Genomic DNA, 14,379 nt, shown 5'->3' with positions numbered 1-14,379 from the left:
TCCGTTCAAGTTATGCTCTTCACTAACGCAAAAACAAAAAAAGACCGGCGAAGCCCGTCTTTTGTTCGTACTTATTCACTTTCATTCGATTTCTTTTAACGCTTTTTCCGCTAATGAAGTAAAGGCAATGTCGTCCATCGGCGGATTATGAAGACCTGCTCGCACATGCTGATAATAACGATGGAGCGGATTTTTCGCACTTAAACTTCTGGCTCCCACAATTCTCATCGCTAAATCGACGATTTTCATCGCTTGATTCGTGACAAAACTTTTAGCAGCTGCCATTTCTGTTTGTACATCAATATCCGGATGCTGTTCATATTTTTTAGCTACTCCATATAAAAAATGTCTAGAGGAAAGCAACAACATTTCCATCTCACCGATCTGTTGTTGAATATTGGGCAATGTCCCGATTGGTTTTCCAAGGCTCGTTGGTATGTATCCAGCGGCAAACTTCACTGCGTAATCTCTTGCTGCACTGGCAATTCCTAAATAGCAGGCAGGAATGTGCAATAACCAACCTTTGCGTCGACGCTTGCTTTCAGCGGTTACTTCCTCTACGACATACTGAGCTGGTATCTCTACATGATCTAATATTAAATCATGACTGGCCGTTCCTCTTAAAGCGACGCTGTCCCAAGTTTCGCGGATAGAAACACCTTTTGTTTCGCGTGGAACAAGGAAAATGGCGACCGTTCCATCTTCTCTTGTTGCCGTCACGAAAAAGTAGTCTAAGACCGGAGAGGCGGAAGTAAATGTTTTTTCCCCGGTGATGATATAAGATTGGCCGTCTTCAGATAACACAGCGGTTGTCACTGGTTTGGCTCCACGAAGAGGACTTCCCGCATTACGCTCACTAGAAGCGGTATTGATGAGTGCTCCCTTTTGAATATCAGGAATAAGAATGGCTACCACTTCTTTATTCCAATGACGATGTTCAGCAAATTCTAATATCGTTCCCATATGCCATCCGATCGATAAAGCGGTTGATCCACAACCTTTGGCAATTTGCTCTTGAAAGGAAAGAAATTGCGACAAACTGACGCCTCCCCCACCATATTTCTGCGGTAACGTTTGTTGGGTATAGTGGATCTTTTTTAACTCCTCGACATTTTGAAACGGAAACGAATTCAATACATCAAGCTCACTTTCTCGCTCTTGAAAACTACTGGTGAGCTCTTTTAAAGCATCTAATAGACCTTTTGCGCTATCTGTACTAGCTATCATTGCTCAACCTTCTTTCAGTTATTGTCATGAACCATTATACTATGAAAAAAAGCCGTCCCTGTATTCAGGAACAGCTTTCTTGAAATTTATGCACGTGAAACGTAGCTTCCGTCATCTGTATTAACGATTAATACATCTCCTTCGTTCACAAAGAAAGGAACTTGAACCACTAAGCCTGTTTCGACAGTCGCTGGCTTCGTACCGCCAGAAGCCGTGTCGCCTTTGATTCCTGGCTCTGTTTCAGTTACTTTTAGTTCAACCGTATTTGGTAGTTCCACACCTAGTGTTTCTGTTTGGTACATCATGATGGAAACTTCCATATTCTCTTTCAAAAACTTTAATTCATATTCAATTTGATCCGCTGGAAGCTCGATTTGCTCGTATGATTCATTATCCATGAATACATGTTGATCACCATTCGCATATAAGTATTGCATTCTGCGATTGTCAATTTGAGCTTTCGCTACTTTTTCACCCGCGCGGAACGTTTTTTCTTGAATAGCTCCATTGCGAAGATTACGAAGTTTAGAGCGAACAAACGCAGCACCTTTTCCTGGTTTTACGTGTTGGAATTCGACTACGCGCCAAATGCCACCATCCACTTCAATTGTTAACCCTGTACGAAAATCGTTTACTGAAATCATGTTGAAAATCCTCCATTATCATTAAAGAATGATTAAGTCTTTAGTAGAATGTGTGAGCGGTTCATTTCCATTTTCCGTGATAATCGTATCATCTTCAATGCGCACACCGCCTACTCCAGGCAAATAAATTCCCGGCTCGACTGTAACAGCCATTCCCGGTGTCAATACCATTTCCGAACGGAAAGATAGATTAGGCCCTTCATGAACTTCAAGGCCTATCCCATGACCGGTTGAGTGACCAAAATATTGGCCATATCCAGCCTTGGTGATGTGATCGCGAGTAATAGCATCTGCTTCTTTCCCCGTCATCCCTGCCTTGATTTCATTCATTCCTTTCAACTGTGCTTCTAACACAATTTGATACACTTCTTTCATCTGATCGGATGGTTCTCCCACTGCAATGGTACGAGTAATATCTGAAACGTAGCCTTGATAATAAGCGCCGTAATCAAGCGTAATCATATCGCCTTTTTCAATCACTTTGTCACTCGCCACCCCGTGAGGCAGAGCAGAACGTTTACCTGAGGCTACTATTGTATCAAAAGATGAAGATGTTGCGCCACACTTTCTCATAAAGAACTCGAGTTCATTGGAAACCTCAAGCTCTGTTTTACCCGGCTGAATAAATGCAAGAATATGCTTGAATGCCGCATCAGCAATAGCGGCAGCTTCCTTTAATATCTTAATCTCTGATTCGCTCTTAATCAAGCGCAACTTTTCAACTAATTCACTAACGGGAACAAGCTCTGACTTTGCCAGCCCGTTAAGAAGCTGGTGAGATTGAAAAGTCATATATGCTTTTTCAAAACCAAGGCGGTTAATCCCTAGTTCTTTTACTTGATGAGCGACTTCTTCATAAATGGTTCCTTCATGCTTCACAATGTGAAAGCCTTCCGCTTGTTTTTGTGCTTGCTCCACATAGCGAAAATCAGTAATAAACACCGCTTTATCCTCTGTGACTAACGCGGCTCCAGAAGAACCGGTAAAGTTCGTTAAATAGCGGCGATTGTATGGACTCATAACGAGCAAGCCATCGATTCCTTCTTCTTTCATCATCGTGCGAAGCTTATTTAATTTGATCATTTCTCTCTCTCCCCCATTCTATGCATGAGCGCCTGTAAAGCCAGCTCATATCCGATCAGTCCGAGGCCGGCAATCTGCCCAACAGCTACCGGAGCAATGACGGACTGATGACGGAATGACTCTCTTGTATGGATGTTACTAATATGAACTTCGATCACTGGAATCGAAATAGAGGCCACCGCATCCCTAAGCGCATAACTATAATGTGTAAATGCCCCAGGATTAAAAATAATCCCATCTACCTCTTCATCTGCAGCCAAATGAAGCCGATCAATTAATTCGCCCTCATGATTCGATTGAAAAGCAGAAAGAGTCGCTCCCCATTCCTTTGCTTTAGAAATGAGCCGACTTTCCAGTTCATCTAATGTGGTCGTTCCATAAATGTCCGGCTCTCTTTTGCCAAGCCGATTCAAATTAGGACCATTTACTAATAAAATGTTCTTCATACCGTCTCCTGCCCCCGAATATAGTTACAAGAACATTCTAACATATTTACTTTACCAATAACTACTTACTCTGTTTCTTCCTCCTGACGGTTCATTTGTTGATGATGTTCATAACCATAGGATATGGAGTATCCAATAAATAAACCGTATAGAAGAAGAAGACAAATCGTTGTCACTAACGTATCGTTATTCATCGTTCTCCACCAAGGAATGGCCGGATAAATCGAACGTAAAATGATAAAAAATACAACCCATAAAGCAGCGCCATACATAACTCCCACCCACATCGACTTCTTTTTTCGGAATAAAGCATAATAAATCAAAGCAAGAAGGAGAGAACAAATCATATAAAATAAAATACTGGTTGCGATGTTCAAATACGTTTTTTTGAATTCGGTGATATACATATATTTCAGTACAGCATTCGGATTGAAACTAATAAAATGAAAATATGAAACAAATTGGGCAAGCGCACCCCAAAATAAACCTCCATACAGACCAATAATCATCGCATTTTTTAGCGAGAAATGATTCTCATCCGCTCGTTTGACGTCCTTTTCCATCATGCACCTCCACCTTCACAAATAACAAGCTGCCAGAAAGCCTTTTTATCCCGCATGAACGGGCTGTCAGACCACGCTGATTGAAGTTTCACTTTATTGAGTGATTCAGCTTTTATTTTTCCTGAATAACAGCTAAAATATGTATATCAAGCTTTATCTTTAATTTAATGAAAGAGGGTATTCCATGAGTGAACAAAAGCCAGTTTATGGCGGTCAAGCAGTCATAGAAGGCGTTATGTTTGGCGGAAAGCACCATACCGTTACCGCAGTCCGCAAAAAAGACCAATCGATCGCCTATTACCATTTACCAAGAAAAAAGAAAGCATCTTTTCAAACGTTAAAAAAGATTCCGTTCATTCGAGGAATTTTTGCGATTTTAGATGCTGCCGCTAACGGATCTAAACATTTAAATTTCGCTCAAGAGCAGTATGATTTAGATGCAGATGAGGCAGAAACGAAAAAAAATTCGGAGCCATCTAAATTGGCAATGATTTTAGGAGTGGCCGCCATCGGAATCCTCTCTTTTTTATTCGGGAAATTTATCTTCACTTTAGTTCCTGTCTTTCTGGCCGAATCTACCCGGTCGATCTTTTCAAGTGATATGGAGCAAATTTTAATCGAAGGTCTATTCAAGCTCATCCTTCTATTAGTTTACATTTACTTAATCTCTTTCACCCCGATGATTAAAAGAGTATTCCAGTATCACGGGGCAGAGCATAAAGTCATCAATGCCTATGAAAACAATCAAACGCTCACAGTAGAAAATGTTCAAGCAGCTTCCCGTCTCCATTATCGCTGCGGATCAAGCTTCATTTTATTTACCGTGATTGTCGGTATCTTTGTGTATATGTTAGTACCTACTGAACCATTATATGTAAGAGTGCTTAATCGAATCGCCTTGATTCCTGTTGTTCTCGGCATCTCTTTCGAAGTGCTTCAGTTTACTAATAAATTGCGTGATGTTCCGGTATTGCGTTTTCTCGGCTATCCTGGTTTGTGGCTTCAGCTTTTAACAACGAAAGAACCAACAGATGATCAAGTAGAAGTAGCAATTGCCTCATTTGAAAAATTAATAAGTTTTGAGGAAAACACACAAAAAGGATTAAACGCTGAGGAAATTGTCTAATATGTAATTAACAGCTTGTTAGGAGGTGGCTTTATTGACAACTCGTACAGTCATTACCTTTTCATTAATTGCACTTGCTGCCATTGGGCTCGTTTCCATGTTGTTTAATGCCCCTGGAGCTTTGGCTCGGCAGCTGATTATTGCGGCAGTAACTGTAGCTGTTATTGTGTTAATCTATCGCCTCGTCATGAGAAAGCGCTTAGGCGGCAATAGTGAAGAGCGAGCGTTTGCAAAGGCCGCTAAACAATCGAAAAAACGATTGAAAAGCCGCCAGAAAACCACTCACCCCTCCACTCCAGCTACAAAAAAGAAGCCTTTAAGAAGAAAGTCCTCTGCACATTTAAGAGTCATTGAAGGCAAGAAAGGCAAAAAAAATAACCGGGCTTCTTCGTAAAACCCGGTTATTAATAACTCCAGCGCTTTAAAAACGCTTTAGCATGATCACGTCCTGTTTGAATAAGGGCGTATTTTTTTTCGTCTGTTAAGTTAAAATCGGTAATAGCGGTTTCCTGCACGGGAATAAAGAGAATATTGCTTTCATGTCTTCTTGAAATATAGCGGGCATCATGAGCGTCCTTCATTGTGTGGAATAAGGCGCCAAATAAATCGATCCCTGTTTTCACTTGCCGCTGAAGTCCTGTTGTTTTCGTCATTAACTTTACCCCAAGCACAGGCCGCCTCAGTTTTTTATCTTCCTCATCAAACAGCCAAATCGGAAAGTTGCTCAACACCCCTCCATCGACCGTTAACGCTCGGCCATTTAGTTTGACGGGCTGAAAAAAATACGGAATCGTACAGCTCATCCGGACGGCTCGCGCCACTGAGAATGCGAGAGGATCTTTATTGTAAGAGGGCAAATCATCTGGAAGAACAAGCAAGCGACCATTGGTAATATCAGATGTGACGACACGTAGCGCTTCTGGTGGAAGATCTCCAAACGTTCGTATTCCTTTTTGTTCTAGCCTCATTTCTAGCCATTGTTCAAGTTTCTTCCCTTTATATAAACCGAGCTGAAAATAAAGCTTCATCCACTTAAAAAAGGGGAAGTCAAACATCACATCATCTAATAACTGCTTTTCGTTTACTTCCATCACCATTAGCTTCAGCTCTTCACTGGAATACCCAGCCGCGATAAAAGCGGCAATAATCGCTCCTGCACTAGTGCCGGCTAAGCGGACAAAGGTTAAACCTCTTTGTTCAATCTCCTCAAACGCACCGACTAGCGCAAACCCTTTAATTCCACCACCCGAAAACACTCCATCGATCTTCATCGCTACCACACCTCTCCTACTTACACCCAACTGTTATATATGTAAGCAGAAAAAAGTTGTCCTAGAAGTGTAAAATCAGGTCAACTAAACACTTTCATAAAGCCTAGTCAAAAAGCGGCTACCCATCAAACGATGGGTAGCCGCTTTCTTATCTATTTCATCCCGCATGAACGGGCTGTAAGACTACGTTGATTGAAGTTTCACTTTATACTTTATAAACCACATTTCAATTGAGCACCGCAATTGGTACATGTATTACAGCCGCCCATTTCTTCTACCGTTCCTTTACGGCAAACCGGACAAGTGTTGCCGACTTCACTGCCGATCGTCACATTCGTTGAACGAATTTCTTGAATCGTATCAACTAGAACCACATGGTTTTCATGTTCTTTTGTTTTTGTTTCTGTTTCCTCAAACACATTTTCCTCTGCTTTCAACGTAAGCACTTGCGAATCACGGCTTCCATCGACATACACCGTACCGCCCTTTGCTCCGCCTTTATACAGACGCTCATACACTTGTTCTACTTGCTCCACCGTGTAGCCGCGTGGCGCATTCACTGTTTTCGAGATCGAGCTGTCGATCCAACGTTGAATCACGCATTGTACATCCGCATGTGCTTCAGGAGACAAGCTCATCGCCGTCACAAACCATTCAGGCAACTGATCAGAGGCTGCCTCTGGATGACGATCTAAATATTCCTTTACAATATCCGCTTTCACTTCAATAAACTTCCCTAAGCGGCCGCTGCGGTAGTAAGTGAAAGAGAAGTATGGTTCTAATCCTGTTGACACGCCAACCATTGTTCCAGTACTCACGTTTGTTACTCTCCTTTATTTAGGAGGGTGGGATTATTAGTACCCACTCCATACGTCGCCATATGGGTCAGACTATATCATCAACCGAAGATTATCGGTTGTCGTACGTTTAGTCGTTGAGGGGTCAGCCACGACTTCCCTGCGGATTGTCTGCATCTTTTGATTTTTACCTTTTCGTGGTGGCAAAGCACAGGTACAAAAGAATTCTCAGAGTTTCCCGCATATAGTACGATTTACACCATGTGATTACTCACACGGGGGGCAATATTATTTACCCGTTGGAGCAACAGTCAATAAGTGCGAGTTGCGGATTCCATGTTCGCGAATCGCTGCACGCACATCTTCAGGCATTTTTTTCATATAGCCTGTTTCAATAAAAGCTTGTCTTAAACGATTCGTTTCTTCTTCTGTTTCCCCTTGAAGGAATGGGAAGCTACCTTTTTCTTTCGCTAATTCAACGGATTCTTTATAAGCAGTAACAGCAATTGCTTCGAATACTTGATCCACTAGTTCATTACCTTCTGGTGAGCCATATTCTTTCTCGCAGTAGATCAATAGATCGGCAAGCCCCATGACTCCTAGGCCTACACGACGTTCACCTAATGCCTGCTTTTTGTTCTCTTCAAGGAAGTATGGTGTCGCATCAATGACATTATCCTGCATACGCACGCCCACAGCTACCGTTTGTTTTAACTTTTCAAAGTTCACCGTTTTCGTTTCTTTGTCTGCCATTTCCGCTAAGTTCACAGCAGCTAAATTACAAACAGAAAACGGTGCAAGTGGTTGTTCTCCACATGGGTTTGTCGCAACAACTTGCTGACCATATGCTTTGGCATTTGTCATTTCGTTGGCATTATCGATAAAGAAAATGCCTGGTTCAGCGGAGTATGTGGCACAAATGTTGATCAAGTTCCAAAGTTCACGCGCTTTGATCTTTCGATAAGTTCGAATCGCATGACCTTGTTTTTCCCACTCGCGCACATCACCGACTTTATGCCAGTTTTCATTGTAATATTGCATTTCTTCTTTACTGTACGTTTCTACAGCTGGGAAGCGCAATTCGTATTCTGCATCTTGTTCCACTGCCTCCATAAAATCATTCGTTAAGCAGATGGAAATATTCGCGCCTGTTAAAAACTCTGGGTGGTGTACCGTGTACGTTCCACCTGTACGTAATTTCTCCTCAGCATCTGAAATAATCTCAGGACTGAATCCGCCATAACCCGGAATGTTTTTATAATTGACCACTCCTTGATACATCGCTGATTCACGCTCAGACAACGGCTTAAAGTTCAGCTTTTCTTGCGCCGCTTTTTTAATTTGTTCGTCTTCTGTATTTTCAATTAAGAAGCGTAAAATACGCGGGTTTTGCATTTTTGAAATAATGAATTCAACAATATCAGGATGCCACAATTGTACCGTCCTTTTCAGGATACTTTAACTCTGCTTATGCAGACGGAATAGACTATATCATCACCCTCAGCTTTATCTGTTAGGGGCCGGGCGCTTCGGAAAGAATTTTTTCCTACTCTACTTCCATTCCATTCGAATGTTTTCGATAGTCGTTGAACCTTCACCTATACGGCGCTTGGCTGCAGATTGTCCAATGCAATTAATTTTTTAGCATTCACGCTCACCGTTTCCAGTCACGTTGTAGCTTAATTGCCTCTCAGGATTTCCCTGCAATTCACCCGGTTTTCTAATCGTTCATTCTCTGAACGACGCGGACTAGCATTTGGATAAATTGTTCTTCTTTTCCGCATGCCCCTCAACAGAACACTTGTTCCTGATTAGAGGATAACGGAAAAACAAACAACTTTCAACTTTTTTAATCCGCCAACATAATCATCTGTGCTCCACGCCGTGACCCACCTTGCTCCACAAGATGTGTGAGCTTCGCAATATCATCGAGCCAAGAGACCGATCCGGAAGATTTTCCGTTGACTCCTTTAGCCAGCGTGTTGCGCGGACGCAGGGTTGAACCGTTTGTTCCCACTCCGCCGCCGCGGCTCATGATTTCCATCACTTGCTTGCGATGTTCTGAAATGCCTTCGCGTGAATCTTGTACGAATGGCATAACATAACAGTTGAAATAGGTTACGTCTGTCGCAGCACCCGCTCCATATAGAACTCGTCCTGCCGGAATGAAGTTCAAATGAACAAGTTCATGATAAAACTTCTCAAACCATTCTTTTCGCTTTTCTTCTGTTTTTTCAACGGAGGCAAGACCTGTCGCGTTACGTTTTGCAATTTGCTCGTAGAAAATTTCCAACGGCTTTTCAATCACATCAAGCGAGCGGCAAATGATCCCTGTTTCTTGTTCTTGAGGATCATCTAGCGCACTTCGGAATTCTTCCTCCACCAGCACTTCCGCTTTCTTTTCTTCCCAGTCGATGCTCACGATGAAACCAACACCTCGAGCAGGAAACTTCGGATCTTCCTTAACCGTTAATACAACAAAATCCCCTTCTGTTAAGGTCACCTTTTCTGTGTCTTTAAATGAATAGCGGTCGATCATCACAAGGCGTGAAACCCCTTTATGTGTAATTTTCATCTCAGGGGTTACAGGGTGAACCTGCGGAAAAACGCTAATGTCTTTATTCAGCCTGTCAATGTTGATAGACATATTCTTTGCAGACGTAACAGACATATGGACAACTCCTTTTCTATACAATTTTCTTGGTAGTTCTTAGCAGTTCTTAATTGTATACCCATATATTTTGATAAAAAACTAGAACAAACACAATATATTGTGTTTGTTCTAGTGTTTACATTACTACATATTGAGTTAAAAACATTTTTTTGTCAAGCTACTAAACTGCTGTATTTGCCGGAAAAAGAGAGATTTCATTAGAAAAACAAATGATAATCCGGCTAAAAGAATAATTTTCAAGGTTGCGTCAAAAAATTTTTTCGTCTTTGCGCGAAAGCATGATCGAACCGTACAGTCACTTATCGTCTAAAGTTCCATTCATCTGACTCATAGCGCTCTTTGGCAATCTTTTCAACATAGGCCAACTGTTCATCCGATAGTTCCAGCGGTTCTAATTCGATGGACAGACCATCCTCAAAACCTCGCTTAAACGCCTGGCGAGCCATGTCCAATGTAATGGTTTCAGAGCTGATATGATTGATCGCTACCGCTTTATTTTTAAACGCTTTTTGCATTCTCTCTTTCACGCGTTCATTTGGATAATGAAACAGACTAAATAGCTTATCCTCATCCAAATCCAATAAAATGGAGCCGTGCTGCAAAATGACACCTTTTTGCCTTGTTTGAGCACTTCCAGCAACTTTTCGACCTTCTACAACTAACTCATACCAACTCGGTGCATCAAAGCAGACGGAAGAACGCGGATTTTTCAACGCACTTTTCTCCTCTTCGGTTTTAGGCACAGCAAAATAAGCTTCCAAGCCGAGATGGTGGAACCCCTTTAAGATCCCTTCTGAAATAACGCGATAGGCCTCTGTAACGCCCGTAGGCATGTTTGTATGCTCTTCGGACACAATCACACTATAAGTTAATTCATGCTCATGAAGAACGCCTCTGCCGCCTGTTGGACGTCGCACAAACCCAAGCCCATGCTTCTTGACCGCTTCCATATTAATTTCTTTTTCTACTTTTTGAAAATACCCAATTGATAGTGCAGCTGGATCCCAACCGTAGAAACGGATCACTGGCGGGATCTTTCCTTGACTATGCCAATCGAGCAATGCTTCATCCATCGCCATGTTATAACTAGCTGAACGATGACCAGAATCAATAAACTTCCATACTTCTTTTTTCATGATCCATGCACGCCTTTTTCGTTTGTAAATTCCCTCATACAGTCTATCAAATACGAGCTAAAAAAACAAAGCCCTGTTCAAAAATGGACACATTGATTTAATTTCTTTTGATTCTTAATTAAAGCAAGTTTATAATAGGTCATAGCGCTATTTTACTTGAAAGGAGTGTATACGTTGCTGTATACCATTGCCACTATCTTGGGCATCATTATTTTGTACACTTTATATATGTATTTTTCCCAGAAAAAAGCGGTCACGCCACTTTCACAGGAAGAGTTCATTAAAGGTTACCGTAAAGCTCAGCTCATTGATGTCCGTGAGCCAAACGAATTTGAAGCGGGCCACATCTTAGGTGCGCGAAATATTCCGATGAGCCAATTAAAAACACGCATGAAGGAAATTCGCCCTGATAAACCAGTTTATCTCTATTGCCAAAGCGGCATGCGAAGCGGACGGGCTGCCATCATGTTACATAAAAAAGGTTACAATGATATTAGCCATCTTGAAGGCGGCTTCAAGAAATGGACAGGAAAAGTAAAAAGCAAATAAAAACTGCCCACACGAGGCAGTTTTTATTATGATTAGGCGTTTTGCAGCGGTCTTTCATAACGAAGGACCGGCTTGCGGGCCGCTGTTGTTTCATCTAGACGGCCAACCACTGTCGTATGAGGGGCTTCTTGCACCACCTCTGGGTTTTCTTCCGCTTCTTTCGCAATTTGGATCATCGCATCAATAAAAGCATCTAACGTTTCTTTCGATTCTGTTTCTGTCGGCTCAATCATAATACATTCCTCAACGTTCAACGGGAAGTAAATGGTTGGCGGATGATAGCCAAAATCAAGCAAGCGCTTCGCGATATCTAACGTGCGGACACCAAGTTTTTTCTGGCGCTTTCCACTTAAAACAAACTCATGCTTACAATGACGGTCAAACGGCAGATCAAAATACGGAGCTAAACGGCGCATCATGTAGTTCGCATTTAATACCGCATATTCCGTTACTGCTTTTAACCCATCTGGTCCCATAGAACGAATATACGTATAAGCTCGAACATTGATACCGAAGTTCCCATAATAAGGCTTCACACGTCCGATCGCTTGCGGGCGATCATAGTCAAACCGGTACGCCTCTCCTTCTTTCACAAGAACAGGCTTCGGCAAGAATGGGATTAAATCCGCCTTCACGCCTACAGGACCCGACCCTGGTCCGCCGCCACCATGAGGGCCTGTAAATGTCTTATGCAAATTTAAATGCACCACATCAAAGCCCATATCTCCAGGACGAGCCTTTGATAAAACAGCATTTAAATTCGCTCCATCATAATAGACTTTTCCGCCTACACTATGAATAATTTCCGCCATCTCTAAAATATTTTCTTCAAATAATCCAAGCGTATTAGGGTTCGTTAACATTAAAGCGGCTGTCGTTTCATCAACAACGCGTTTTAAATCTTCTATATCCACTAACCCATCCTCGCCTGATTTTACCGTGACCGTTTCAAATCCAGCCACTGTCGCAGACGCCGGATTCGTTCCATGAGCGGAATCGGGAACAATGACTTTTGTGCGGTTAAAATCGCCATTCGCTTCATGGAACGCCCGAATCAACATCAGCCCCGTCCACTCACCTTGCGCTCCGGCCGCTGGCTGCAATGTCACTTCATCCATTCCTGTGATTTCTTTCAAGTGCTCTTGAAGATCATACATTAACTCCAGCGCGCCTTGAACCGTCTCTTCTTGCTGAAGTGGGTGAATATGAGCAAAGCCATCAAAACGAGCAACATCTTCATTAATTTTCGGATTGTACTTCATCGTACAAGAGCCAAGCGGATAAAAGCCTGAGTCTACTCCATGGTTTCTTTTCGACAGCGCTGTGTAATGACGCATAATATCCAGTTCTGATACTTCAGGCAGCTCTGGCTCTTCCTCACGCAAAAAGCCCGCAGGCAACAAAGTCAATACATCTTGCTCAGGAACATCTAGTTCTGGCAAACTATAGCCGATCCGGCCTGGTTGAGACATTTCAAAAATGAGTAATTGGTCGTTGTTATTCATGAATATCCCCCAATTCTTTCGCAAGTAATTCGATTTCTTCTCTTGTCCGCAATTCTGTGACAGCCATCAGCATACAATTTTCAAGACCTGGATAAGTTAAACCAAGGTCGTATCCGCCAATGATTCCTTTTTCGAATAATTGTTGATTCACTTCTTTAATTGGTTGATGTAAACGAACGACAAACTCATTAAAAATCGGGGCATCGAACACAATCTCTATCCCATGTTGTCTTAATGTTTCTTTTGCAAAATTCGCTTTTTGCAAATTTTGTAGAGCGATTTCTTTAATGCCCTTTTTCCCTAAAGCTGTCATCGCTACGCTCGCTGCCAGTGCATTTAAGGCTTGATTCGAACAAATATTAGAGGTCGCTTTGTCACGGCGAATGTGCTGCTCGCGCGCTTGTAACGTCAGCACAAACCCTCGGCGGCCTTCGTCATCATGTGTTTGACCTACTAAACGGCCCGGCACTTTACGCATCAGTTTTTTCGTCACCGCAAAGTAACCGCAGTGCGGCCCGCCAAAGCTTGCTGGAATGCCAAACGGCTGAGCGTCACCAACTACAATGTCAGCCCCAAACTTTCCAGGAGGCGTTAATGCGCCAAGTGAAAGCGGGTTAGCTGAGACGACGAATAACGCTTTATGCTCATGAGCGGATTTCTCTACTGCCGGCAATGATTCAATCGCTCCAAAAAAGTTTGGATATTGAACAATGACTGCCGCTGTGTCATCGTCTACAAGAGCGTTTAATTGATCAATATCGGTGACTCCATTTTTATGAGGGATTTCTACTACTTCAATATTTTGGCCTTTCGCATACGTTTTTAACACATCACGAGATTCCGGATGAACCGTTTTTGATACGAGCACTTTCTTTCTTTTTGTTTGTCCCGCGCTTAGCATCGCCGCTTCTGCCAATGCTGTTCCGCCGTCATACATCGAAGAGTTCGCCACATCCATGCCTGTCAGTTCGCAAATCATCGTTTGGAACTCAAAGATCGCCTGCAATTCTCCTTGGGAGATTTCCGGCTGATACGGTGTATAAGCAGTATAAAATTCGGAACGCGAAATGACATGATCGACAATAGATGGAGCGTAATGATCATACACACCCGCTCCTAAAAAGGACGTATATTGTTTCGCATGAGCATTTTTCGCAGCGAGTATACTTAACTCCTTTTTCAAAGCAGGCTCGGCTTTTGCTTCCTTAATATTGTATAATCCTTGAAAGCGAACTTTCTCTGGAATATCTTCAAATAATTCATCAATGGCTTGAACGCCAATTGTTGCAAGCATTTCTTTTTGATCAGCCTCTGTCATTGGTAAGTAACGATGCTTCATCACTTTCTCCCCTCTCCTA

General features: G+C 42.4%; 12 protein-coding genes and 3 pseudogenes. 3 read left to right on the top strand and 12 right to left on the bottom strand.

The genetic code is table 11. From position 1 onward, the window contains the following. Positions 1 to 81: 81 nt before the first annotated feature. The 5 genes from IRB43_RS02200 to IRB43_RS02180 all read right to left on the bottom strand — a co-directional run bounded on the left by IRB43_RS02200 (position 82) and on the right by IRB43_RS02180 (position 3,966). A complete protein-coding gene (locus IRB43_RS02200) occupies positions 82 to 1,227 on the bottom strand; it encodes an acyl-CoA dehydrogenase family protein (RefSeq protein ID WP_203361785.1) in 1,146 nt (381 codons plus the stop codon). An 86-nt stretch (positions 1,228 to 1,313) separates the two neighbouring features. Further along, entirely contained in the window at positions 1,314 to 1,871 is a 558-nt protein-coding gene (gene efp / locus IRB43_RS02195) for an elongation factor P (RefSeq protein ID WP_203361784.1), read from the bottom strand. A gap of 21 nt (positions 1,872 to 1,892) precedes the next feature. Beyond that, positions 1,893 to 2,954, bottom strand: coding sequence for a M24 family metallopeptidase (locus IRB43_RS02190; protein ID WP_203361783.1), 1,062 nt, complete (start codon positions 2,952 to 2,954; stop codon positions 1,893 to 1,895). Beyond that, on the bottom strand, positions 2,951 to 3,400 hold the full coding sequence (gene aroQ / locus IRB43_RS02185) for a type II 3-dehydroquinate dehydratase (RefSeq protein WP_203361782.1): 450 nt from the start codon (positions 3,398 to 3,400) through the stop codon (positions 2,951 to 2,953). The genes IRB43_RS02190 and aroQ overlap by 4 nt, the downstream gene beginning before the upstream one ends. Positions 3,401 to 3,465: 65 nt before the next feature. Further along, positions 3,466 to 3,966 carry a YqhR family membrane protein gene (locus tag IRB43_RS02180; RefSeq protein WP_203361781.1) on the bottom strand — a complete coding sequence of 167 codons (501 nt, stop codon included), beginning with the start codon at positions 3,964 to 3,966 and terminating at the stop codon, positions 3,466 to 3,468. Between the two features lie 181 nt (positions 3,967 to 4,147). Here IRB43_RS02180 and IRB43_RS02175 point away from each other — a divergent pair, with 181 nt between their 5' ends. Both IRB43_RS02175 and IRB43_RS02170 read left to right on the top strand, forming a co-directional pair. Beyond that, the gene (locus IRB43_RS02175) at positions 4,148 to 5,089 is read left to right on the top strand and encodes a DUF1385 domain-containing protein (protein WP_203361780.1); all 942 of its coding nucleotides are present in this window, start codon (positions 4,148 to 4,150) and stop codon (positions 5,087 to 5,089) included. 34 nt (positions 5,090 to 5,123) lie between these two features. Next, the gene (locus tag IRB43_RS02170; protein WP_203361779.1) at positions 5,124 to 5,483 is read left to right on the top strand and encodes an SA1362 family protein; all 360 of its coding nucleotides are present in this window, start codon (positions 5,124 to 5,126) and stop codon (positions 5,481 to 5,483) included. Between the two features lie 10 nt (positions 5,484 to 5,493). Here the strand turns inward: IRB43_RS02170 and IRB43_RS02165 are convergent, their stop codons facing one another. The 5 genes and pseudogenes from IRB43_RS02165 to IRB43_RS02145 form a co-directional block, all read right to left on the bottom strand. After that, positions 5,494 to 6,360, bottom strand: coding sequence for a patatin-like phospholipase family protein (locus IRB43_RS02165; RefSeq protein WP_203361778.1), 867 nt, complete (start codon positions 6,358 to 6,360; stop codon positions 5,494 to 5,496). A gap of 212 nt (positions 6,361 to 6,572) precedes the next feature. Continuing rightward, positions 6,573 to 7,175: pseudogene (locus IRB43_RS02160) on the bottom strand (ribonucleoside-diphosphate reductase); the annotation flags it as partial. A gap of 276 nt (positions 7,176 to 7,451) precedes the next feature. Further along, a pseudogene (locus IRB43_RS02155) lies at positions 7,452 to 8,588 on the bottom strand (ribonucleoside-diphosphate reductase); the annotation flags it as partial. Positions 8,589 to 9,009: 421 nt separating this feature from the next. Further along, positions 9,010 to 9,828: pseudogene (locus tag IRB43_RS02150) on the bottom strand (ribonucleotide reductase N-terminal alpha domain-containing protein); the annotation flags it as partial. Positions 9,829 to 10,130: 302 nt separating this feature from the next. After that, positions 10,131 to 10,967: a lipoate--protein ligase family protein gene (locus IRB43_RS02145; RefSeq protein ID WP_203361777.1), complete on the bottom strand. Its 837-nt coding sequence runs from the start codon at positions 10,965 to 10,967 to the stop codon at positions 10,131 to 10,133. A 228-nt stretch (positions 10,968 to 11,195) separates the two neighbouring features. Here IRB43_RS02145 and IRB43_RS02140 point away from each other — a divergent pair, with 228 nt between their 5' ends. Then, positions 11,196 to 11,516, top strand: a complete 321-nt coding sequence (locus IRB43_RS02140) for a rhodanese-like domain-containing protein (protein ID WP_203361989.1) — start codon at positions 11,196 to 11,198, stop codon at positions 11,514 to 11,516. A 32-nt stretch (positions 11,517 to 11,548) separates the two neighbouring features. On the opposite strand, the gene gcvPB is transcribed toward IRB43_RS02140, so the two are convergent. Together gcvPB and gcvPA are read right to left on the bottom strand one after the other, a co-directional pair. Then, positions 11,549 to 13,021 carry an aminomethyl-transferring glycine dehydrogenase subunit GcvPB gene (gcvPB, locus tag IRB43_RS02135; protein ID WP_203361776.1) on the bottom strand — a complete coding sequence of 491 codons (1,473 nt, stop codon included), beginning with the start codon at positions 13,019 to 13,021 and terminating at the stop codon, positions 11,549 to 11,551. Further along, a complete protein-coding gene (gene gcvPA / locus IRB43_RS02130) occupies positions 13,014 to 14,360 on the bottom strand; it encodes an aminomethyl-transferring glycine dehydrogenase subunit GcvPA (protein ID WP_203361775.1) in 1,347 nt (448 codons plus the stop codon). The genes gcvPB and gcvPA overlap by 8 nt, the downstream gene beginning before the upstream one ends. Positions 14,361 to 14,379 lie beyond the last annotated feature (19 nt).

The sequence above is a fragment of the Bacillus sp. REN10 genome, from assembly GCF_016820555.1.
GTDB lineage: Bacteria > Bacillota > Bacilli > Bacillales > Domibacillaceae > Bacillus_CE.
The sequence above is the reverse complement of the archived record's forward strand: the minus strand, read 5'-3'. Positions and strand labels throughout refer to the sequence as shown.